At 61.4% G+C, this 22001-nt stretch carries 17 protein-coding genes; 7 read left to right on the plus strand and 10 right to left on the minus strand.

Annotated elements, in window-relative coordinates; genetic code table 11:
• Window positions 1-70: 70 nt before the first annotated feature.
• From ACQ4MM_RS18975 to ACQ4MM_RS18985, 3 genes are all read left to right on the plus strand, one after another.
• Window positions 71-1396, plus strand: coding sequence for an MFS transporter (locus tag ACQ4MM_RS18975; protein ID WP_431479054.1), 1326 nt, complete (start codon window positions 71-73; stop codon window positions 1394-1396).
• Window positions 1397-1470: 74 nt separating this feature from the next.
• Window positions 1471-3105 carry an alpha-D-glucose phosphate-specific phosphoglucomutase gene (locus tag ACQ4MM_RS18980; protein WP_431478804.1) on the plus strand — a complete coding sequence of 545 codons (1635 nt, stop codon included), beginning with the start codon at window positions 1471-1473 and terminating at the stop codon, window positions 3103-3105.
• A 10-nt stretch (window positions 3106-3115) separates the two neighbouring features.
• Window positions 3116-4735, plus strand: coding sequence for an alpha-amylase family glycosyl hydrolase (locus ACQ4MM_RS18985; protein ID WP_431478805.1), 1620 nt, complete (start codon window positions 3116-3118; stop codon window positions 4733-4735).
• Between the two features lie 95 nt (window positions 4736-4830).
• Here the strand turns inward: ACQ4MM_RS18985 and ACQ4MM_RS18990 are convergent, their stop codons facing one another.
• From ACQ4MM_RS18990 to ACQ4MM_RS19030, 9 genes are all read right to left on the minus strand, one after another.
• The gene (locus ACQ4MM_RS18990; protein WP_431478806.1) at window positions 4831-5340 is read right to left on the minus strand and encodes an O-acetyl-ADP-ribose deacetylase; all 510 of its coding nucleotides are present in this window, start codon (window positions 5338-5340) and stop codon (window positions 4831-4833) included.
• A gap of 26 nt (window positions 5341-5366) precedes the next feature.
• Complete coding sequence (locus ACQ4MM_RS18995; RefSeq protein ID WP_431478807.1) at window positions 5367-8102, minus strand: alpha-1,6-glucosidase domain-containing protein; 2736 nt, start codon at window positions 8100-8102, stop codon at window positions 5367-5369.
• A 62-nt stretch (window positions 8103-8164) separates the two neighbouring features.
• Window positions 8165-9676, minus strand: a complete 1512-nt coding sequence (locus tag ACQ4MM_RS19000; protein WP_431478808.1) for a sigma-54-dependent transcriptional regulator — start codon at window positions 9674-9676, stop codon at window positions 8165-8167.
• Window positions 9673-11241, minus strand: a complete 1569-nt coding sequence (locus ACQ4MM_RS19005; protein ID WP_431478809.1) for an ATP-binding protein — start codon at window positions 11239-11241, stop codon at window positions 9673-9675. Before ACQ4MM_RS19005 ends, ACQ4MM_RS19000 begins: the two co-directional genes overlap by 4 nt.
• Window positions 11204-11365 carry a hypothetical protein gene (locus ACQ4MM_RS19010; RefSeq protein ID WP_431478810.1) on the minus strand — a complete coding sequence of 54 codons (162 nt, stop codon included), beginning with the start codon at window positions 11363-11365 and terminating at the stop codon, window positions 11204-11206. The genes ACQ4MM_RS19005 and ACQ4MM_RS19010 overlap by 38 nt, the downstream gene beginning before the upstream one ends.
• Before the next feature lie 10 nt (window positions 11366-11375).
• Entirely contained in the window at window positions 11376-12173 is a 798-nt protein-coding gene (locus tag ACQ4MM_RS19015) for an ABC transporter ATP-binding protein (protein ID WP_431478811.1), read from the minus strand.
• Between the two features lies 1 nt (window position 12174).
• On the minus strand, window positions 12175-12996 hold the full coding sequence (locus ACQ4MM_RS19020) for an ABC transporter permease (RefSeq protein WP_431478812.1): 822 nt from the start codon (window positions 12994-12996) through the stop codon (window positions 12175-12177).
• A 13-nt stretch (window positions 12997-13009) separates the two neighbouring features.
• Window positions 13010-13978, minus strand: coding sequence for an ABC transporter substrate-binding protein (locus ACQ4MM_RS19025; RefSeq protein ID WP_431478813.1), 969 nt, complete (start codon window positions 13976-13978; stop codon window positions 13010-13012).
• A 175-nt stretch (window positions 13979-14153) separates the two neighbouring features.
• Window positions 14154-15782, minus strand: a complete 1629-nt coding sequence (locus ACQ4MM_RS19030) for an oligopeptide:H+ symporter (protein WP_431478814.1) — start codon at window positions 15780-15782, stop codon at window positions 14154-14156.
• Between the two features lie 195 nt (window positions 15783-15977).
• Here ACQ4MM_RS19030 and ACQ4MM_RS19035 point away from each other — a divergent pair, with 195 nt between their 5' ends.
• The 4 genes from ACQ4MM_RS19035 (at window position 15978) to ACQ4MM_RS19050 (ending at window position 21402) form a co-directional block, all read left to right on the plus strand.
• Window positions 15978-17585: an alpha-glucosidase gene (locus ACQ4MM_RS19035; protein ID WP_431478815.1), complete on the plus strand. Its 1608-nt coding sequence runs from the start codon at window positions 15978-15980 to the stop codon at window positions 17583-17585.
• Between the two features lie 84 nt (window positions 17586-17669).
• Window positions 17670-19544, plus strand: a complete 1875-nt coding sequence (locus ACQ4MM_RS19040) for a glucokinase (protein WP_431478816.1) — start codon at window positions 17670-17672, stop codon at window positions 19542-19544.
• Between the two features lie 98 nt (window positions 19545-19642).
• Window positions 19643-20167 carry a PadR family transcriptional regulator gene (locus tag ACQ4MM_RS19045; protein ID WP_431478817.1) on the plus strand — a complete coding sequence of 175 codons (525 nt, stop codon included), beginning with the start codon at window positions 19643-19645 and terminating at the stop codon, window positions 20165-20167.
• Window positions 20167-21402 (plus strand): MFS transporter, encoded by a 1236-nt coding sequence (locus ACQ4MM_RS19050; RefSeq protein WP_431478818.1) that lies wholly within the window; start codon window positions 20167-20169, stop codon window positions 21400-21402. Before ACQ4MM_RS19045 ends, ACQ4MM_RS19050 begins: the two co-directional genes overlap by 1 nt.
• On the opposite strand, the gene ACQ4MM_RS19055 is transcribed toward ACQ4MM_RS19050, so the two are convergent.
• Window positions 21380-22000, minus strand: a complete 621-nt coding sequence (locus ACQ4MM_RS19055) for a hypothetical protein (protein ID WP_431478819.1) — start codon at window positions 21998-22000, stop codon at window positions 21380-21382. The genes ACQ4MM_RS19050 and ACQ4MM_RS19055 overlap by 23 nt on opposite strands.
• Between the last annotated feature and the right edge of the window lies 1 nt (window position 22001).

The following is a 22001-nucleotide window of genomic DNA, read 5'->3' on the forward strand; positions in this document are numbered from 1 at the left end:
TGTATCCGCATTGACAGCCCGAATTCGCCATGTTATTTTGCTACAAAATTAATCGGGGACAGTGATGCAAATGCATTCCATCATCAGCAAGCCGCGGCTGACCTTCTGGCAGTTGTGGAACATGAGCTTCGGCTTCTTCGGCATCCAGTTTGGTTTCGCGCTGCAGAACACCAATACCAGCCGCATCTTCTCGACTTTGGGTGCGACTCCGGATGAACTGCCGCTGTTCTGGCTTGCCGCGCCGGTCACCGGCCTGCTGGTGCAACCCATCATCGGCTACCTGAGCGACAACACCTGGCACGCGAAATGGGGCCGCCGCCGCCCGTTCTTCTTCATCGGCGCGCTGCTGGCGAGTATTGCACTGTTCCTGATGCCCAATTCGAGTGCGCTGTGGATGGCAATCCTCGTGCTGTGGCTGATGGATGCATCGATCAATATTTCGATGGAGCCGTTCCGTGCCTTCGTCGGCGACAAGCTGGATGAATCGCAGCAGACTGCCGGCTTTGCGATGCAAACTTTCTTCATTGGGCTGGGTGGCGTGATTGCTTCGCTGCTGCCAATGATCTTCACCAATTTCCTTAACGTCAGCAATGAAGTGGTCAACGGTGCGATCCCCGATTCCGTGCGCTACTCCTTCTATGCGGGCGGTGCTGCTTACTTCCTGTCCGTGTTGTGGACCGTGCTGACCGCCGATGAACTGCCGCCGGAAGACATCGAGAAATTCCGCATGGAGAAAGCACAGCGCCGTGGCTTCCTGTTCTCCCTGAAGGAAGTGTTTGGCGGCTTCGTGCTCATGCCGAAAACGATGGTGCAATTGGCCCTGGTGCAGTTCTTCAGCTGGTTCGCGCTGATGGGCATGTGGGTCTTCACCACGCCGGCAGTGGCTGAAAATGTGTTCGGGACCACTGACGGCAAGTCGGCCATCTTCCAGGAAGCCGGCAACTGGGTCGGCAACCTGTTTGCAATCTACGGCGGCGTATCCGCGCTGGTCGCCTTCCTGCTGCCTAAGCTGGCGCACGTCACCAGCCGCAAGCTGGTGCACATGCTTTGCCTGGTCATCGGTGGCCTGAGCCTGATCAGCATTGCGTTCATCCACGACAAGAACTTGCTGATGTTGCCGATGATCGGCGTCGGCATTGCATGGGCCAGCATCCTGACCATGCCGTATGCGATCCTGGCGGGCGCACTGCCGGCCAAGCGCATGGGTTACTTCATGGGCGTATTCAACTACTTCGTGGTGTTGCCGCAGATTGTCGCCAACCTGGTGCTCGGGCCGGTCATCAAGCACCTGTTCGACGGCCACTCGGTCAACGTGCTGGTGTTGGGCGGCGTCTCGATGGCGCTTGGCGGCATCGTAACCCTGATCGTCAGCGACTCCGCCAAGAAAGAAGCCTAAGCCATCCAGCGGCGCGCACCGATCGCGCCATTCGCAGGAAAATAAAGGGGACGGCCCCCTTTTATGGAGCGAATATGGCAATTCAAACGGTAGCAACTTCGCCCATCCCCGGACAACGTCCGGGGACTTCTGGACTGCGCAAGAAAGTCGCAGTTTTCCAGCAGCCCCACTATCTTGAAAATTTCGTACAGGGTGTGTTTGACACGCTAGGCGACGCCGCCGGCAAGACGCTGGTGCTTGGCGGCGATGGCCGCTTCCACAACCGGGATGCGATCCAGGTAATCCTCAAGATGGCCGCCGCGCATGGCTTTGCACGTGTGCTGCTTGGGCAGCGCGGCATCCTGTCGACACCCGCCGCAAGCTGCGTGATCCGCAAGCACGGTGCGTTTGGCGGCATCATCCTCTCGGCCAGCCATAACCCCGGCGGCCCGGATGGCGATTTCGGAATCAAGTACAACGCCTCCAACGGCGGACCGGCGCCCGAAGCGCTGACCGAAGCAATTTACGAACACACGCTGGCGCTGGCTCAGTACCGCATCAGCGATGCGCCCGATATCGATATTGATACGCCCGGAGCGTATGCGGGCATCGAAGGCATGAAGGTTGAGGTCATTGACCCTGTTGCCGATTACGCGGAACTGATGGCGCAATTATTCGACTTCGATGCCATCCGCCGCCTGTTTGCCGGCGGCTTCAGTATGCGCTTCGACGCCATGAATGCCGTTTCCGGCCCCTATGCGCACGCCATTCTCGAAGGTATGCTGGGCGCACCGGAGGGCAGCGTGATCAACGGCACACCGCTGGAAGACTTCGGCGGTCTGCACCCGGATCCCAATCCGGTCAACGCCGAAGAACTGATCGACATCATGTGCGCCAACGCTGCGCCCGATATCGGCGCCGCCTCCGATGGCGATGCCGACCGTAACATGATCGTTGGCCGCGACTTCGTCGTCACGCCATCGGACAGCCTGGCGGTGCTGGCAGCGAACGCCACCGCGGCGCCAGGCTACGCAGACGGGCTCGCAGGCATTGCCCGCTCCATGCCTACCTCACGTGCTGTCGACAAAGTGGCGGCGGAGCTTGGTGTGCCATGCTACGAAACGCCTACCGGATGGAAGTTTTTTGGCACGCTGCTCGACTCCGGCAAGGCCACCCTGTGCGGGGAAGAAAGCTACGGCACCGGGTCGCGTCACATCCGCGAAAAAGATGGACTGTGGGCCGTCCTGTTCTGGCTCAACCTGCTGGCCGTGCGCGGCGGATCGGTGCAGGATATCGTCACCGCGCACTGGCAGCGTTACGGCCGCCATTACTACTCGCGTCACGATTACGAGGCCATAGCGGCGGATGCAGCGCAGCTGTTGATGCAGGACTTGCGCATCAAGCTGCCCAATCTGCCGGGCCAGAAACTGAATCACTACGAAGTGCAGGCTGCAGATGATTTCGAGTACACCGATCCGGTGGACGGCTCGCACGCCAGCCAGCAAGGCATCCGCATCATGATGACGGACGGCTCACGAATTGTGTACCGTCTGTCCGGCACCGGTACCGAAGGCGCCACCTTGCGGGTCTACCTCGAACGCTTCGAGGCCGATCCTGAACAGCACCATATCCCAACGCAGCAGGCCCTGGCAGGGCTGATTGCAATCGCAGACAGCGTGGCTAGCATCGCCATGCATACAGGCCGCAGTAATCCAACAGTCATTACATAGGAAAAGCTGAATGAAACTTTCGTCCCTCGCATTGTACTTATTGCTTGCAACCAGTGCTCACAGCGCACTTGCGGCGCCGCTCAAGCCATTCCTTTGGGAGAATGCGACGGTCTATTTCCTGGTCACTGACCGCTTCGCCAACGGAGACAAGACGAACGACCTGGCCTACGGCCGCAAGGCCGACGCTGCGCCGTTGCGCGGTTTCATGGGCGGTGATTTCAAGGGTTTGACGGCAAAGATCAAGTCAGGCTATTTCGACGACCTGGGCGTGGACGTGATCTGGACCACGCCGCCAGTAGAGCAAATCCACGCCGGCACGGATGAAGGCACTGGTAAGTCCTACGGCTTCCACGGCTACTGGGCGCGCGACTTTACGGCGATGGACGCCAACCTCGGCACGGAAAATGACTTCCGCGATTTTGTAGAAGCGGCCCATGCGCGCGGCATCCGCGTGTTGCTGGACGTTGTGATGAACCATACCGGCCCAGTCACCGAAGCCGATCCGGCCTGGCCCGAAGGCTGGGTGCGCACCGAGCCGCAGTGCCAGTACAAAGACGCGCCGACCACTGTGAGCTGCACGCTGGTGAAGAACCTGCCTGATTTCCGCACCGAGAGCGATACGCCGGTGGATCTGCCGCCAGCGTTGGCAACCAAGTGGAAAGCTGAAGGCCGCTATGAACGCGAGGTAAAGGAGCTGGACAATTTCTTCGCCCGCACCGGCTATCCACGCGCACCGCGTTACTACCTGATGAAGTGGCATGCGGACTGGGTGCGCAGATACGGCGTTGATGGCTTCCGCGCCGATACAGCCAAGCACGTGGAGCCTGCGGTATGGGCCGAATTGCGCAAGGTTGCGCTGGCAGCACACGACGAGTGGAAAAGCCTGAATCCCAAGAAGGTGCTGGGCGACGGCCGCTTCTACATGCTGGCCGAGGTGTACAACTACAACATCGCTCACGGACAGGACTTCGATATGGGGGGCGGCGAGAAAGCCAATTACTTCACCAACGGTTTCGATGGCCTGATCAACTTCGGCATGGTGCACGACGCGAAGGGCGATTACGAGTCCGTATTCAGTAAATACGCGAAGCAGCTCGCGGGGCCGCTGAAAGGCCATTCGGTCATGAACTATATGGATTCGCACGATGACGGCAATCCCTTCGACCCGGCGCGACAGAAGCCTTTCGAGACCGCCAACAAGCTTCTGCTGGCTCCCGGTGCAGCCCAGATTTACTACGGCGACGAAATCTCACGCCGCCTCGACGTGGCCGAAGCGAAGGGCGATGCCAAGCTGCGCTCATTCATGAATTGGGGCGATTTGAAGGCAAACGCAAAGATCCGTACACACTGGGCGAAGCTTGGCAAATTCCGCCAGGCGCATCCTTCAATCGGCGCTGGCGCGCACAGGAAGCTGGCCGACCTGCCATACACCTTCAGCCGCGTGCGTGACGATGACAAAGTTGTCGTGGCGCTGGACGCGAGGACTGGCCAGCCGGTGGATATCGCAGTCAACGGTGTATTCGCAGACGGCGCAAAAGTGAAGGACGCATATTCCGGCGTCTCTTACACCGTGAAGGACGGCGTGGTTCGCACCAACGGCAAGAACGCCACCATTTTGCTGGCACAATAAAACTGGCCGGGGCCGACCCATGCGGTCGGCTAAGCGCGAACCAGCCGTCTTGTCCCGTTCGACTCGAATCGGTCGGCTATTTCTTCTTGGAAGAGTCACTGATTCAGGACATCTTCATAGACTGCCAGGTCGGCTTGAGAGAAGCAGCAGAAGATGACTTCCTCGATACCCTGGAATTGCTCGACCGCGGCGCGAACTGTCGACACGGCGATTTTTGCAGCCAGGTCGATTGGGTAGCCATAGATGCCGGTGCTGATGCTGGGGAATGCCAGCGTGGCGACGCCATGCTGGGCTGCCAGCTCAATGCTGCCGCTATAGCACGCTGTTAGCAGCTCCGATTCCCCGCTGGCGCCGCCGCGCCAAACTGGTCCAACTGTATGGATGATGTACTTGGCCGGAAGCCGATAGCCCCTCGTCAGTTTCGCCTGGCCAGTCTTGCAACCGCCAAGGAGTCGGCATTCGTGGACCAGCTCAGGCCCGGCTGCGCGATGGATTGCGCCATCTACGCCGCCACCACCCAGGAGCGAGGAATTGGCGGCGTTGACGATTGCATCGACCGAGAGCTTGGTGATATCGCCCTGAACTGCGCGCAGGATGGTTGACATGACGAGGCGGCCATTGGCTTTAAAGTTTATTCAACGAATACTATAGCCGTCCTGGGTGGAATGGTGAAGGTCCCCGTCGAGGCGTCGTAGCGAGCTGCTGATCCGGCCTGCACGGGATGCCGGCGGTAAGCTTTGCCGGATTCGCTGGCAGCGGTGATGGTCTGCTCCACCTTGTCTACGTTGATAAAGTAAGCCACCGACTTGAAGCCCGCGCCCTCATATCCAGCGCCGTCCAGCCGCGCTGCAATGACGGTTGCTACTTGTTCAGGCCCGGTATTCAGGAAATGCAGGCGTTTCTTGATATCGTCGGCAGTACGCATCCGGAACAGCGTGCTGCTGGCTCGAATACGCAGCAGGTCGCGGAAGGTGTCGCGCGCGAATGCAATATCAGCAGGTGTTGGCTGAAGCGCGCGATTGGCCAGCAAGGGCTGGAACAGCGCATAGTCCTTGCCATTGTCCGCAGCCGGTGGCAGGCCGGAGCCGAAGTAGTTGGTCTGATAGGTCCAGTCGAGGCGATTGAACCAGTCGCCTGATTCGAAGCTGTTGCGGTCCATCGACTTAGAGCGCAGGATTTCGAACCCGGCGTGGTAATACGCCACACCCTGCGAGAAGGCGTTGATTGCCGCTGCCAGCATCTGCACGCGGGCCCGGTCCACGCTGGTAGTGGATATCGGCAGCTTGAGGGCATTGATGTCGTACAGCGTTTGATTGTCGTGGTTCTCCACGTAGTTGACTACTTCGCTTGGCTGGCTGGCATAACCGGCCGGCTGGTTGCCGCCATAGACGATGGCCTGCAGTTCCTTGGTCTCGCCGGTAAAGGTCTGCATGCGATAGCTGCGGATCGTACCGGCCAGGCCGACCTTCACGAGATCGGATGCCTTCATCAAATCCGTCACCGGCCGCAAGCCAGCGCCTGCGTTCGGGTCGTAGACCAGGCCATTGATATAGCCCTGCTGCGAGATCACCTGCTGTCCCGAATCGCCAGCACCGCCACCACGCACCGCATCGCGCGCGCGGTCGCTGAAGGTGCCGATGCCGCTGCCATTCAGCGACAGTTGCGAGGCCTGCACGAAACGCACTCCATCCGCCACTTCGCCGAAGTTCCAGCCTTCGCCGATCAGGTTCACATGGCGCCCGGCGGCTTTGTTGACGCGGGCCTGCAATGCTTCCATCGCAGCACGCGGCTGGTGTCCCATCAAGTCGAAGCGGAAGGAGTCGATGTGGTAGTGCTTCGTCCACAGTTCGGCCGAGTCGATCATCAGCTTGGCCATCATGCGATTTTCGGTTGCAGTGTTGAAGCAGCAGGTGGAGCTTTCGATCTCGCCTTTCAGGTTCAGGCGCTGGTAGTAGCCGGGGACGATCCGGTCCAGTACCGAGCGCTCATGCTGTCCGCCGCGGTAGGTATGGTTGTAGACCACGTCGGTGCCGACACGCAGGCCGGTTTGGTGCAGCGCCATCACCATTTCGCGCAGCTCGATGATGCGGCGGGCGCCGTCGGATGCGTCGGTGCTGTAGCTGCCTTCCGGGGCGTTGTAATGCCATGGGTCGTAGCCCCAGTTGTAGCAGTCCTTCAGTGCGTTGTCGCTGACGATTTTCTGCTGCTGTTCGCTGTCCGGTGCGCCATGCACGACGGGAGCGACGCAGCCTTTTTCCGGCACGCTGCCCAGGTCATATACCGGCAGCAGGTGCACATCGGTCAGGCCGGCCTTGGCCAGCATGGCGAGGTGCTTCATGCCGTTGGAGCCGCTCTCGCGGAAGGCTGTGTATTTGCCGCGGTTCATTGCGCTGACCGACAGGTCGTTGATCGAGAAGTCGCGCACGTGCAGTTCGTAGATCGACATATCCGGCTGCGCCTTCACTTTGGCGGGCGGCTGATCCTTGCTCCAGCCGGCAGGCGCCAGGCGCGGGTCGGACAGGTCTGCGATGTAGCTGCGGGCGGAATCGGTGGCCAGGCTGACAGAATATGGATCGGTGACAACGTTGCGCACCAGGCCAGTCTTCGGTGCCACGACGTCCACCACGAATTTGTAATAGCGGCCGGACAGGTTGCCGCGCGCGCTGGCGGACCAGATGCCGGTTTTCGCTTCGGCGCGCATGGTGGTGATGGACTTCGGTTTGCTGTCGCCGGTGTCGAATATGCAGACGGATACGCGTTGCGCGGTTGGCGCCCAAAGCTTGAAGGTCGTCCCGCCTTTGCCGATGGCGGCGCCCAAGTCGGTGGTTTGCTCGGCGGACGCGTAGATGTCGTCGAGTGCTCCGGGGACTTGCAGCGCAGTGGCGTCGCGCACCGTGCCGTCGGCGTTTTCCTGCACCAGCACGAGTTGTTTCGCCAGCAGTGCCGGCAGGCGGGCGCGGTCGGCGTTGGAGAGCGCGAGCAGCAACCCGTCGCCGGTGTATTTGAAGCGCTGGGCCAGCGGGGCCGGGAGCGGCTCTGTGGTCGCAGTCAGCTGCAATGCACCGTCAGCGCCGCTGACGGTGGCGCCTTGCGGGGCGCTGATGCCTGCGGCAGTTGCGTAATAGAGTTTGAAGCTGCCTTCGGCTTGGGCGCCGGTCCATTTGGCCAGGCGGCCGTCCAGCCACAGTGCGCGGGCATCGAAACCCTGCGTGCGTGCCAGCACGGTTTCGTGCGGGCCATCGCAGGAGGCCAAGGTGTGCGGCGTCGCAGCGGTGGGGGCTGCGGAGAGGGCGGTGGTTGGTGCTGCGGCGGCGGAAAACGCCACGACGACCGCCGCGAGGGCCGCGACCAGCATGCGCTGCTTCATTTTGTCTCCGTAGTAGTGGTGCTACAGAAATATTACCGCAAAATATGTAGCTTTACTACATTTCAGTCGCGCTGGATCTGGTGCTTTTTCAGCTTGTCATAGAGCGTCTTGCGGGGCAGGAGCAGGCGGTCTGCCGCCAGCGCCACGTTATTGTCGGCGGCGGCCAGGGCGCGCAAGATCAGATCGCGTTCAAAAGCGTCGACTTGCTGGGGCAGGGAGGGGTGCTCCGAGTCCGCCGTCACCGAGCCGGCGGCCGGAACGCCGGCTGCCATGGCGACACCCGCGGCCGATGCTGCCCCCGCAGTCATTGCGGCGCTGCCCGTGACTCCTGCGCCGGCAGCCCATTCCATGCCTGCACCGGTCGCAGTGCTGGCCGGCGACGAAATGCCCGCGCCAGTGGCGAACGCCGCGCCGGATGCGATGGTCGGGCCATGCGGCGGCGCGAGGGACGCAGCGGGAACCAGCCCAAGCGTCAAGCGCTCCGCGAAGTTGCGCAGTTCCCGCACATTGCCCGGCCAATCCGCCGCCTGCCACGCCGCCATCTGCTCGGGCGTCCACATCGGCATCGCCCGCTGATAGCGTTGGGCCGCCTCGGCGACGAAGTGCGCCAGCAGCAGAGGGATGTCTTCGCGCCGGTCGCGCAAGCGCGGCAAGTCGATGCTGATGACGCCAATCCGGTAATACAGGTCTTCGCGGAACAATCCCTGTGCCGACAGGGCAAGCAGGTCGGCCTTGCTGGCGGCGACGACCCGGCAATCGAGCGGTACCGACTCGTTGCCACCCAGCCGCTCAAGGCGCCGCTCCTGCAGCACGCGCAGCAGCTTGACCTGCAAGGCCATCGGCATGCTTTCGATTTCGTCGAGGAATACCGTGCCGCCGTTGGCGAATTCCAGCTTCCCGATGCGTCGTTTCTGGGCGCCGGTGAATGCTCCCGCTTCGTGGCCGAATATTTCGCTCTCGAATACCGACTCCGGCAGCGCGCCGCAGTTGATGGCGACGAAGTTACCCTTGCGTCCACTGGCCGCATGAATCAGGCGCGCCATCACTTCCTTGCCGGTGCCGGTCTGGCCATTGACCAGGATGTCCACGCCTGTCGGCGCCACATTGCGCACCACCACCTTCAAATGCTCGATGGCTTCCGAGCGCCCGATAAGATCGGGCATGTCCGGATGTTGCGCGCGTTCGCTGCGCAGGCGGCGGTTTTCCAGCACCAGGTTGCGGCGCTCCTGCGCGCGCTTGACCGCATCCATCAGGCGGTCGGAGGCGAAGGGCTTTTCGATGAAGTCATAAGCGCCGGCACGCATGGCCTCGACCGCCATGCTGACGTCACCATGGCCGGTGACCACGATGACAGGCAGTTCGGTGTCCAGCGTCGCTACGCGCGCCAGCAGCTCCAGGCCGGAAAGTCCCGGCAGGCGCACGTCGGTCACGACCACGCCGGCGAAGTTCGCCAGCAGCAGCGGCAGTGCTTCCTCAGCACTTGCGCAAGCCTGCACCGTAAAACCGCCCAGTTCCAGCGTTTGCGAGGTGGCCAGCCGCAGCGCGGCTTCGTCTTCAACCAATAGCGCCTTCATCGGGCAGATCCTTCCTTAATAAGCGGTAAGCGTAACTCAAACTGCGCACCGCCGCCGTCCAGGTTGCGGGCAAGCAGGCGGCCGTTCATTGCCTGCACGATGGACGAGGAAATCGCCAATCCCAGTCCCAGTCCTTGCCCGGCAGGCTTGGTTGTAAAGAATGGCTCAAACAGGTGGGCGGCAGCCTCTTGCGCGATGCCCGGGCCGCTGTCGCTGATGCGTGCGACGCCTTCGGCGCCTTCGCGCGACAGCACAATGGAGACCCGTGGCTGCGGCGTATTCTCGACCGCATCCAGGGCATTGCGCAGCAGGTTAATCAATACTTGCTCGATGCGCACCGTATCGCCCGCCACAGTCAGTTGCTCGGCGCCGGTATCGATCTCCAGCACCACATTGCGCCGCTTGCTCTCGCTCTCGAGCAGGAAGGTTGAACTGCGCGCAGCGCGCCCAAAATCCACTGGCCCGATGGCTTCATTCTTGCGCGCGAAACCTTTCAGCTGGCTGATGATGGCTCCCATGCGCGCGCTGGCATCGCCGATGTGGCCAAGGTTGCTGGCCGCCTGCTCCGGCTGGCCGCGTTCCAGGAAGGTGCGCGCGTTGTCGGCAAAGGCGCGGATCGCCGCCAGCGGCTGATTCAGTTCATGCGTCACACCGGCCGCCATCTGGCCCAGCATGGCCAGTTTTCCGGCCTGCACCAGTTCATTCTGCGTCGTGCGCAGGATGCGGTTGGTTTCGCTCAGTTGCTGCGTGCGCTGGGCAATGCGCGACTCCAGTTCGCGGTCGAAGGCCAGGCGCTCTTCGCGCCGGCGCCGGCGCTGATGCATGGCCCAATACGACACGCCTCCGCAAGCGAGCAGCAGAGCGGTTGCGAGCGCCCAATTGATGCCGCTACGGACCACACGTAACTGGCTGGGGAAGATCATGAGCTGCCAGCCAAGGCGGCCCACCTCCTGCGTGACACGCGGGCCAGGATTGCGCGCCAGCGGCACGACTTCACGGCCGATGTATTGCTGCGTGCTGGCCAGTTCCGCCAGTGCGCCTGGCGCCAGCGGCGTCAGGCTGTGATAGCGCCAGTTCGGGCGGTTGCTCAGGAAGATCACACCGTGGCGGTCTGCCAGCAGGATCGGGTCTTCGCTGCTGTTCCAGTTGCGTTCCAGTTCAGCGAGGCTGATCTTGACGGCGATCACGCCTGCGATCTCGCCATGGCGGAGCACCGGCTGCGCGATGAAATAGCCCGCTTCGCTGGTGCTGGTACCGATCCCGTAAAAGCGGCCAGCCTTGCCTTGCAGGGCCGCCTGGAAATAAGGGCGGTAGGAGAAGTTCTTGCCGGCGAATCCGAGCGGCTGGTCCCAGTTGCTGGCCCCAAGCGTCAGGCCATTGCGGTCCATCAGGTATAGCGCGCCGACTTTGGCTTGCTGCTGGATGGTTTGCAGCGTCTGGTTCAGCCGGGCGATGGCTTCCGGGTCTTTAGGTCGGGCGAGGGCGTTGGTCAGGTCGGGCTGCTGCGCCAGGACGAAGGGGAGGGTTTCAAAGCGTTCCAGCACTGACTGCAGTTCCGGCGCCATGAGTTTGCAGCTGGCGATGGCCTTGGTCCAACTGTTCGTTGCCGGCGCGGTAGGCGCCAAGCATATAGGCGGCCACGATGATCGCGGCCGCCGGAAACAGCAACAGGGTAAAAGGTTTGCGCATAGGCGCAATTTTAGTCCACCGCGGCCATTCGCAGTTCGTCGCTGTGGTGGCGTTGCTGCTCTTCCATCACCAGGGCGCCCAGTTCGCGTTTGAGGGCGTTGAACTCTGCCGACGCCGGATCGCGCATGCGAGGCAGTTCCACGATCATGTCGCGCTTGACGGTACCTGGACGATAAGTCATGACCACGATGCGGTCGGCCAGGTAGATCGCCTCTTCGATACTGTGGGTAACGAAGATGATGGTCTTTTTCAGTTCCGACCAGATGCGCAGGAGTTCGTCCTGAAGGTTGCGGCGGGTCAATGCATCCAGTGCACCGAATGGTTCATCCATCAGCATGATCGGGGAGTCCAGCGCCAGTACGCGGGCAATCGCCACGCGCTGGCGCATGCCGCCCGACAGGTCTTTCGGATAGCGGTTGCGGAAGTCGGACAGGGACAGCATGGACAGCAACTGGTCCACGCGCTGCTTGATTTCAGCTTGCGCCATGCCTTTGACTTCCAGGCCGAAGGCAATGTTCTTCTCCACGGTCATCCACGGGAACAGGGCGTACTCCTGGAATACCATGCCGCGCTCAGGGCCTGGGCCCGTGATCAACTGGCCATCGGCCGTGATTTCGCCGCTGGACGGCAACGAGAAGCCTGCGATGGCGTTCAGCAGGGTGGACTTGCCGCAGCCCGATGGGCCCAGCAGGCAAACGAACTGGCCTTGCGGGACCTGCAGGTTGATGTCGCGCAGCGCCACCACTTCGCGGTTATCGGTCTTGAATACCTTGTTGACGTGTTTGACGTCGATATGGGTTGCGCTCATCTTAGTTCTCCAGGCCACGGTGCCAGCGCAGCAGATGGTTATTCAGTTTGTTCATGCCGATATCGATCGCCAGGCCAAGCAGGCCGATGCTGATCATGCCGGCGATGATCTTGTCCGACCAGAAGTACTCGCGCGCTTCCAGGATGCGGAAGCCGAGGCCGTTGTTCACGGCGATCATCTCGGAGACGATCACCACGATGAAAGCGGTACCGATGCCGATGCGCACGCCGGACAGGATGTAAGGCACGGCTGCCGGCAGCATCACGCGGATGAACATGGTGCGCTGGCTGACGCCCAGGTTGCGGGCGGCACGGACATAGATGCCATCAACGTGGCGCACGCCGGCAATGGTGTTCATCAGCACCGGGAAGAATGCACCCAGCGCAATCAGGAATACGGCTGGCGCATCGCCCAGGCCGAACCATAGGATCGCCAGAGGGATATAAGCGATCGGCGGAATAGGGCGCAGCACCTGCAGCAGCGGATTGAGCCAGTCGTACATACGCTTGCTCGATCCCATCACCAGGCCGAAAGGCAGGGCCAGGCCGGCACCAACGGCGAAGCCGACCACCACACGGTACATGCTGCTGATGGTGTCGCCAATCAGTTCGCCGGACAGCGCCCACGCCAGCCAGGAGCTGGCAGCCGGGTCGTAAGCCTGCAGTGGCAGCAGGTATTCCACCCACTTGGTAACTACCGCCCATGGGGAGGGCAGCACTTGCGGGTTGATCCACTCCAGCGAAGCGCTGGCCTGCCACAATGCGATCACCAGAACGGGCACCACGGAGCCCGCTGCGATCTGGCGTAAATTCAGTTTTGCCATGATGTTCCTCGCGTTACTTGATGTTCAGGCTTTTCTTGGCTTCGTCCAGCAGGTCCGTCTTGACCCATTCGGAAGCTACCGGCGCCTTGCGCATCTTGCCCACGCCGGTCTTGTTCATCACATCGGTGGTGATCTGGATGTGCTGCGGGGAGATGTCGTAGGTGTATGGCGAGTTGGCGATCGCGTCCTGGAAGTCGTCGGAAGTGATCTGGCCTTTGAAGATTACGTTGCGCACGTATTTTTCAGCGGTCGGCTTGTCGTCGATGAAGGTCTTGGTGGCCTGCAGGAAGCAGCTCATGAACTTGGCGGCGGTGGCGCGGCGGGTGGCGTAGAACTTTTCGCTCATGACCATGGTGCGTACTGGCTCGCCGATCGGGGTGTCATACGGCTTCATGACTTCCACGCCGAAGCCTTTGTTGATGGCTTGCGAGGATTGCGGTTCCGATTGCATGATCGCGTCCAGGTTCTTGCCGAGCAGGGCCTGGTTCAGGTCCGCGAAGGCCAGGAACACCAGTTGCACGTCCTTGCCAGGAGCATCGGAGAAAGTCATGCCGGCCTGCGCCAGTTCGGCTGCCAGCAGCACCTCGTGAATGCCGCCGCGGGTCACGCCGACTTTCTTGCCTTTCAAATCCTTGATCCCCTTGATACCGCTGTCGGGGCGCGCGACCAGGCGCGCGCCACCTTTGGCGAAACCGGCGACGACATAAATCGGGGCGCCATTGGCACGGCCCTGGATGGCGGCTTCCGACGCGGTGGCGCCGACATCCAGCTCGCCTGCCAGGATGGCCTGCATCACGTCAGGGCCTTTGGCGAAGACGTGTTCTTCGACCTTGATGCCGCACTTCGGGGCGATTTCCTTGATATACGAGACGGCGCCGTAGTGCGCGAATTTCAGGTTGCCGAGGCGGACAACTTCCTGGGCATTGGCGGCGGAAGCGAATGCTGCGGCCACGAAGAGGGATGCGAGTTTAAGCTTGGTCATGCTGGTCTCCTGGTTAAGGGGTGTTCTGACCAGTCATTAGCAGCTTCCATGCCAGAAACTTGGAATGGGGCAAGTGCTTGATTTTATTGGGAACGCGCCGCCCAGGTGGGTGGCGGCGTGATGGCGGCGTGGCGGGAATCCGGAATTCCCGCCACGGTTTGTGCGGATTTTCGCCTTAAGCTTTCTGTGGTTCCGGCGTGGAGCCGTAGCAGACTTGCGGCTCCGGTTCCTTGCGGTAGAAGTCCACCATCTTGTAGCGCATCGCGTACAGTGCGAAGCAGCCCGCCACCAGCGCGGCGAAGGCGGCAAAGAAGTACATCTGGAATGCCATCACGGAGAAGCCGGTGCTCTTTATATAGGCCGACACGGCGTCGTTCTTCACGCCGGCGTTCAGGATCAATACCCACAGGTTGCCGACGGTGACCGCCAGGTACCACAGGGCCATGATCACGCCCTTCATCGACGAAGGTGCCTGCGAGTAGGCGAATTCCAGGCCGGTGGCGGACACCAGCACTTCGCCAAACGTCAGCAGTGCATAAGGCAGGATCTGCCAGGCCATCGACACCGGCGTGCCGCCATCCATCACCACCTGCAGCGTGCCGATCACCACCCAGGCCAGGGCGGACACGAAGATGCCGGTGCCCATGCGGCGCAGCGGCGTCGGTTCGATGCCCAGCTTGCGCAGCAGCGGGAACAGGGCGATGTTATTGAACGGGATCAGCAGCATCACCAGCAGCGGGTTCAATGCCTGCATCTGTGCCGGCACGAAGGAGAACGACCAGCCCAGGATTTCGTAGGTTGGATGCACCATGTCGTTGGCCTGCACGATCCAGGTCGAAGCCTTCTGGTCGAACAGGGACCAGAACGGCGTCACCATTGCAAACACGATGAAGATGCGCAGAACGGCACGCACGCCATTCACTGCCTCGTCGCTATGCTTGCCGCGTGCGCGCTCAAGCTGCATCGAAGTGCCGATGCCGCCAAAGGCCATCACCAGTACCAACGCCGTGCAGGCAGCAATCACGAAGCCCCAGGACGGGGTCATGGCCAGCGACACCAGCGCGGCGGCCACGCCAATCATGGCAACAGTCAGGCCCGGACGGGATTGGCCAGGCGTGGCCGACAGCAGCGCAGTCTTGGCAACGCGGGTGAAGGATTCTTCGCTCGGTTGCGACGGCGGCACGTGCACGTACTTCCTGCGGCCGGCCCAGAACACCATGGTGGCGACGAACATCAGGATGCCCGGGATACCAAAAGCGACGGCCGGGCCATAGTCCCTCAGGAAGATCGGCATCAGCAGGGAGGCGAAGAAGGAGCCGAAGTTGATGCTCCAGTAGAAGGCGTCGAATACGACCTTGGCCTTCTTCTTGTTAGTCTGGTCGAACTGGTCGCCGACGAAGGACACCACCAAAGGCTTGATGCCGCCCGAACCGAAGGCAATCAGGAACAGGCCGAAGTAGAAGCCATTCAGGTTGCTCTCGAACAGGGCCAGGCAGGCATGTCCTGCGCAATAAATCAGCGAGAACCAGAACACCGTGTTGTATTTGCCGAAGTAGCGGTCCGACAGCCAGCCGCCCAGCAGCGGGAAGAAATACACGCCGATCACGAAAGTATGGAATACGTGCTTCGCTTCGCTGGCGCGGTGCTCGGAAGGGATGAACAGCAGCAGGGTGCTGATCAGGAATGGCACAAGGATGTTGCGCATGCCGTAAAAACTGAAACGTTCGCAGGCCTCGTTGGTGATGATGTACGGGATTTGCCGGGGCATCGGCCCGTTACCCTGTTCCAGTTCTTGCGTCGACATGAAGTCTCCCGATTCGAATAATGGCCGCGATGCTATGCGAACCCACCCGCATTGGCAACTACTGGTTTCACTTACATGTAGTTTGGCTACATCAAAAACTGTAAGTGTTTGATTTGTAAGGAATCATAGTATTTGAACTTCCCCCATTCATCATGTATATTATCTACATAACTGTTTTTTATCGGGATTCGAAATATGAGCACACCTTGGTGGAAAGAAGCAATCATTTATCAGGTTTATCCGCGCAGTTACCTCGACACCAATGGTGACGGCATCGGCGACCTGAATGGTATTACCGATCGCCTCGACTACATCGCCAAGCTGGGCGTCGACATCATCTGGATTTCCCCATTTTTCAAATCCCCGATGCGCGATTTCGGCTACGACGTGGCCGATTACTGCGACGTCGACCCGATGTTCGGCAGCCTGGCCGACTTCGACCGGATGATCGCCAAGGCCCATGGCCTGGGCCTGAAGATCATGATCGACCAGGTCATGTCCCACACCTCCGAAGACCACCCTTGGTTCAAGGAGAGCCGTTCATCGCGCGACAATCCTAAATCCGACTGGTATGTCTGGGCCGATCCGCTGCCGGACGGGAATCCGCCGAATAACTGGCTGTCCGTTTTCGGCGGCTCGTCGTGGCAGTGGGATTCGCGCCGCAAGCAGTACTACATGCACAACTTCCTGGTCAGCCAGCCGGACCTGAATTTCCACCATCCGGACGTACAGCAAGCCCACATCGACGCGCTGCGCTTCTGGCTGAAACGCGGCGTCGACGGCGTGCGCATGGACGCCTGCAACTTCCACTTCCATGATCGGCAGTTGCGCAGCAATCCGCCGGCCCTGGTGCGCGACACCTCCACCGTGAGCGACGCCAATCCATACGGCATGCAGGCGCATATCCACGACAAGAGCCAGCCTGAAAACGTGGCCTTCCTCGAAAAGCTGCGCGTGCTGCTGGATGAATACGGCGCGGTGGCGATCGGCGAGGTGGGCGCCGACGATTCGCTGGCCGTCATGGCTGAATACACCGCCGGCGGCAACAAGCTGCACATGGCCTACAGCTTCAACCTGCTGACCGCAGACAACAGCGCAGGCCACATCCGCAAGCAGGTGGAAGACTTCAAGGCGCGCGTCAAGGACGGCCAGCCATCTTGGTCGGTCGGCAACCACGACGCGGTACGCGTGGTGACGCGCTGGAAGGGCATGAGCAACCAGGCGGCGTTCGCCAAGCTGGTGTTGGCCATGCAGTTGTCGCTGAAAGGCACTCCTTGCCTTTACCAGGGTGATGAACTGGCGTTCAGCGAGGCCGATGTGCCTTATGAGCTGATCCAGGACCCGTATGGCAAGACCTTCTGGCCCGAGTTCAAGGGCCGCGACGGCTGCCGTACGCCGATTGCCTGGACTGAAGGCGCGCATGGCGGCTTCACTTCCGGCATCCCATGGCTGCCGGTGGCCGAAGAGCATAAGGCCATCGCCGCTTCGGTGCAGGAAGAAGACCCGAATTCGCCGCTGAACTTCGCGCGCCGCATGATCGCCTGGCGTAAGACCATGCCGCAGCTGACCCGCGGCGACATCGTGTTCTACGACGCGCCGGAGCCGGTACTGGCCCTGCGGCGCGAGCTGGAGGGGGAGCGCAGCGTGATCGCGGTGTTCAACCTGGGCGCCGCGCCGGTGAATTTCCCGCTGCCGCAGGCCCGAGGCGCGCAGAAGCTGGAGCAGCCTGGTTTGCCGGGCGAAGTGGTGGACGGCGAGGTCCAATTGCCAGGCTATGGCGCGTGGTTCGGCTACGCAGTATAAATATAAGAGGCCCCGTCTACGCACGGGGCCTTGTTTTTCGGGTATCCTCCCGCCTTTAAGGCATTATCTAATACTTAAAAGACAATGAAACAGATAGAGGCAGACCCAAAAGCTAACCGATCCGCTTTTGCGGACGGGCCCCGCCTGCTGGCTGACATCGGTGCCACCCACGCGCGCCTGGCGCTGCAAACCGCTCCCGGCGAATTCCAGTCGGTGCGCGTGCTGCAGTGCGACGACTTCACCGGCATCGTTCCGCTGCTGCGCAACTACCTGGCGGACCACGGAGACATCAGCCTCAATCACGGCGCGCTGGCGCTGGCCAACCCGGTGCATGGCGATTACATTCGCATGACCAACCGCGACTGGCAATTCTCCACCGACGAAGTGCGGCGCGAACTGGGCCTGCATACCCTGCTGGTAGTAAACGACTTCACTGCATTGGCAATGGCCATCCCTGGCTTCAAGGCGGACGACCTGATGCAGGTCGGCGGCGGCACCCCGGCGCAGAATTCAGTGATCGGCGTGCTCGGCCCCGGCACTGGCCTGGGCTGCTCCGGCGTGATCCCGACCACGGACGGATTCGTAACCCTTGGTTCCGAAGGCGGCCATACCAATTTTGCGCCGGCCGACGAGCGTGAATACGCGATCCTGCAATACGCCTGGCAGACCTGGCCGCACGTTTCGAACGAACGCCTGATTTCCGGGCCAGGCATGGAGATCATTTACCGTGCCCTGGCGCGCCGCAACGGCCTGAGCGTGCGCGACCTGACGTCGCAGCAGATCATCGCCGGCGCATTGAAAGACAAGAACGAACTGTGCGTCGAAGTGCTGGAGTGCTTCTGCGCCATGCTGGGCGGCGCCGCGGCCAACCTGGCGGTGACGCTGGGCTCCTTCGGCGGCATCTTCATCGGCGGCGGCATTGTGCCGCGCATGGGGGAATGGTTCAGGGAATCGCCATTCCGCAGCCGTTTTGAAGCCAAGGGCCGCTTCTCGTCCTACCTGGCCGATATCCCGACGTATGTGATCACCACGCCGAATCCAGCCTTCTACGGCGTTGCCACGATTTTGTCCGAACACCTGCGCGGCCGCACCGGCGCCAACACGCTGATGGAGCGTGTGCAGTCGCTGAAGTCGGAATTGACCCCGGCCGAACAGCGCGTGGCGCAGCTGGTGATCGAGCAGCCGCGCCTGGTGCTGAACGAACCGATTGCCGACATTGCCCGCCTGGCGGAAGTGTCGCAGCCGACCGTGATCCGTTTCTGCCGCTCGCTTGGCTTCCAGGGTCTGGCGGACTTCAAGCTGAAGTTTGCCTCCAGCCTGACCGGCGCCATTCCGGTGCGCCACAGCCAGGTGCGCGTGTCCGACAGCACGCACGACCTGAGCGCCAAGGTGATCGACAACACCGTCTCCGCGATCCTGAAATTCCGCGACCAGATGGACGTGCATTCGCTGGACCGCGCGATCGAGCTGCTGTCGAAGGCCAAGAAGGTCGAGTTCTACGCCATGGGCAATTCGCGCGTGGTGGCGCTGGACGGCCAGCATAAATTTTTCCGCTTCCGCATTCCGACCGCGGCCTATGGCGACTCGCATTTGTTCAAGCTGGCCTCCGAACTGCTGAAACCAGGCGACGTGGTGATCGCAATCTCCAACTCAGGCAAGTTGCCGGAATTGGTGGAAGCGGTGGAGTCGGCCCGCAACGCCGGCGCCGACGTCATCGCCATCACCAGCAGCCAGTCGCCGCTGGCCAAGAAGGCCACGGTCTGCCTGGCGGTTGACCATTCGGAAGACAGCAGCGCCTTCCTGTCGATGATTTCGCGCATCCTGCAACTGCTGCTGATCGACATCCTGTCGGTCGGCATTTCGCTGGATGAACAGAACGCCGAACTGGTGCTCGAGCACAAGGCCAACGGCACGGTGCAGGAAAGCAGGCGACTACAGATCTCCCACCTCGATAGTTAAGAACGGGCCGCAAGGCCCGTTTTTTTTGCTTGCAATCTTTCTGGAATGGTTTACGATATATCTTACTACGATATATCTTAACTATTCGAGAAACAGCTATGTTCCATTTTTTCCGCGGCCACCATCGGCTGCACCACGAACACCACCATCACCAGCGCGGCGGCGGCCGCGGTCCGAAGATGTTTGACGCCGGCGCCATGCGCTACGTTGTGTTGCAACTGATTGCCGACAAGCCGCGCCACGGTTACGAAATCATCAAGGAACTGGAAACGCTGACCGGCGGCAGCTATTCACCCAGCCCCGGCGCGATTTACCCGCTGTTGTCGATGATGGCCGACATGGGCCACGTCGACATCGTCAAGGATGGCAACAAGAAGCTGTATTCGGTGCTGCCGGAAGGGCAGCAGTTCCTCGACGAAAACCGCAATATGGTCGACGCCTATATGGCTCGCCTGGTCGAGAACGCGCGGGGCGAGGACGGCGGCGATTTGCGCACGCTGATGCATGCCCTGAAAGACGCCGTGATTACCCGTGGCCGAGGTCCTCGCAGCACGCGCGAACACATCGACGCAATTCGCGCTATCCTCAAGCGCGCCATCAATGAAATTAACGAACTCAACTGATGCAACAGACTCTTACTCCTCAACGCGAACGCACCGTCCTCTGGCTGCTGGCGTTCATCCAATTTACCGTCATCATGGACTTCATGGTCATGATGCCGCTCGCGCCGCAGCTGATGAAGGCATTCACCATTTCGGCGGCCCAGGTTTCCGGCGCTGTATCGGCTTACGCCTGGTGCGCCGGACTTTCCGGCTTGCTGGCGGCGACCTATGCCGACCGCTTTGACCGCAAGAAGTTGCAGCTGACCGTGTTCATGCTGTTCAACCTGTCGAACCTGGCCTGTGCACTGGCGCCGAATTTCCACGTACTGGTGCTGTCGCGCGCCTTTGCCGGCATGACCGGTGGCGTGCTTGGCGCGATCAGCATGTCCATCATCGCCGACCTGATTCCACAGGAACGCCGCGGCGCCGCCACCGGCGTCGTGATGACTTCCTTCAGCATGGCCGCAATCGCCGGCGTGCCGATCGGCGTCATGCTTGGCGCCCATTTCGGCTGGCAGTCGCCGTTCTACCTGCTGGTTGTGCTGTCGATGATCGTGTGGCTGGTCGCTGCACGCGCGCTGCCATCGATGACCGCACACCTGGCAAATGCAGCGGTACCGTTGGCGCGCGTGCTGCCCGAACTGTTTGGCCTGTTCACGGTAGGCGCCCACTTGCGCGGCTTCCTGCTGTGCTTCGTGGTCACGGTCAGCGGCATGATGGTGATTCCGTTTATCTCGCCGATGCTGGTGGGGAACCTCGGCATCGAACCGGCGCAGATCAGCTACGTGTATCTGTGCGGCGGCATCGCAACCCTGTTCAGCTCACGCCTGATCGGCGGCTGGTCGGACCGCGCCGGCAAGCATTCTGTGTTCCGCTGGGTGGCCCTGTTCTCGATCATGCCAACGCTGTTCATGACGCATATGCCGAAAATCCCGCTGCTGGCGATCATGCTGTTCTTCCCGTTCTTCATGGTCGCGATGTCGGGCCGTTTCGTGCCGCTGCAGGCGCTGCTGACCACCATTCCCGAACCGAAGCGGCGCGGCGCTTTCCTGAGCGCGAATGCGGCGGTACAGCAGATGGGAACCGGGATTGGCGCCTTCGCCGGCGGTATGCTGGTGCATACCGATGCGGCCGGCCACCTGCTTGGCTACGACACCATCGGCATCATCGCCTCGGCGCTGATTTTCTTCTCGGTATGGTGGGTTGGGCGAGTGCAGAGCGCACCCGCAGCGCTTACTGCGCGTTCCCCTGCCTGACCACCAGGTCCAGCAGGCGCTGGCCTTGCTCGAGGACGGGCTTGGCCAGTTCATCGCGCACGATGTCGCTGAAGAAGCCATCGGTTACCCGGTTGCCATCCTGCGACAGGAAAGTGAAACGCAACTGGCCCGCGCCCGGAGCATAGACCGGTTTTTGCGTGGATGCCTTGACGAAAGCCGGGATGGCGCTTGCCACCAGGGTTTTCGCCTGGGCTGCCACATCGGCCGGCGCGCCTTCGAATACCGCAGTGCGTCCGGTCTGGTTGATATAGCGCACACGCCCGTCGGCGTAGGCAGCCAGGGTGTCCATGCTGCCATCCAGCGGTACTTCGATCACCACGCCCAGCACTTCCGGCGCGGCAGGCGCGTGGCCGTTGGCGCGCAGCCATTGCGCGGCCAGCAGGCGCACGCGGGATTCTTCATTGGCATCCTGGGCGATGGCCTGTACCACGCGCGCATCGGGAGCATCTCCAAAGAGCTGGCCAACATCGTCGGCGAACAGCATCTTGTGCACCGTGATTAATTCGTCCGTGCCATACGCTGCGTCAGCGCGGATCTTCGATTTGGCGCTGAACGCCGCAAACAACTTCTTGAACATC

This window comes from Massilia eburnea, assembly GCF_050709955.1.
GTDB lineage: Bacteria > Pseudomonadota > Gammaproteobacteria > Burkholderiales > Burkholderiaceae_D > Rugamonas > Rugamonas eburnea_A.

Excerpts from the sequence above, each read along its gene's own strand:
- ACQ4MM_RS19015 (WP_431478811.1), bottom strand. The coding sequence starts at position 12,173 with ATGAGCGCAACCCATATCGACGTCAAACACGTCAACAAGGTATTCAAG.
- ACQ4MM_RS18975 (WP_431479054.1), top strand. The coding sequence starts at position 71 with ATGCATTCCATCATCAGCAAGCCGCGGCTGACCTTCTGGCAGTTGTGG.
- ACQ4MM_RS19045 (WP_431478817.1), top strand. The coding sequence starts at position 19,643 with ATGTTCCATTTTTTCCGCGGCCACCATCGGCTGCACCACGAACACCAC.
- ACQ4MM_RS19035 (WP_431478815.1), top strand. The coding sequence starts at position 15,978 with ATGAGCACACCTTGGTGGAAAGAAGCAATCATTTATCAGGTTTATCCG.
- ACQ4MM_RS18980 (WP_431478804.1), top strand. The coding sequence starts at position 1,471 with ATGGCAATTCAAACGGTAGCAACTTCGCCCATCCCCGGACAACGTCCG.
- ACQ4MM_RS19000 (WP_431478808.1), bottom strand. The coding sequence starts at position 9,676 with ATGAAGGCGCTATTGGTTGAAGACGAAGCCGCGCTGCGGCTGGCCACC.
- ACQ4MM_RS18985 (WP_431478805.1), top strand. The coding sequence starts at position 3,116 with ATGAAACTTTCGTCCCTCGCATTGTACTTATTGCTTGCAACCAGTGCT.
- ACQ4MM_RS19030 (WP_431478814.1), bottom strand. The coding sequence starts at position 15,782 with ATGTCGACGCAAGAACTGGAACAGGGTAACGGGCCGATGCCCCGGCAA.
- ACQ4MM_RS19040 (WP_431478816.1), top strand. The coding sequence starts at position 17,670 with ATGAAACAGATAGAGGCAGACCCAAAAGCTAACCGATCCGCTTTTGCG.
- ACQ4MM_RS18995 (WP_431478807.1), bottom strand. The coding sequence starts at position 8,102 with ATGAAGCAGCGCATGCTGGTCGCGGCCCTCGCGGCGGTCGTCGTGGCG.
- ACQ4MM_RS19005 (WP_431478809.1), bottom strand. The coding sequence starts at position 11,241 with ATGGCGCCGGAACTGCAGTCAGTGCTGGAACGCTTTGAAACCCTCCCC.
- ACQ4MM_RS19050 (WP_431478818.1), top strand. The coding sequence starts at position 20,167 with ATGCAACAGACTCTTACTCCTCAACGCGAACGCACCGTCCTCTGGCTG.
- ACQ4MM_RS19055 (WP_431478819.1), bottom strand. The coding sequence starts at position 22,000 with ATGTTCAAGAAGTTGTTTGCGGCGTTCAGCGCCAAATCGAAGATCCGC.
- ACQ4MM_RS19010 (WP_431478810.1), bottom strand. The coding sequence starts at position 11,365 with ATGCGCAAACCTTTTACCCTGTTGCTGTTTCCGGCGGCCGCGATCATC.
- ACQ4MM_RS19025 (WP_431478813.1), bottom strand. The coding sequence starts at position 13,978 with ATGACCAAGCTTAAACTCGCATCCCTCTTCGTGGCCGCAGCATTCGCT.
- ACQ4MM_RS19020 (WP_431478812.1), bottom strand. The coding sequence starts at position 12,996 with ATGGCAAAACTGAATTTACGCCAGATCGCAGCGGGCTCCGTGGTGCCC.
- ACQ4MM_RS18990 (WP_431478806.1), bottom strand. The coding sequence starts at position 5,340 with ATGTCAACCATCCTGCGCGCAGTTCAGGGCGATATCACCAAGCTCTCG.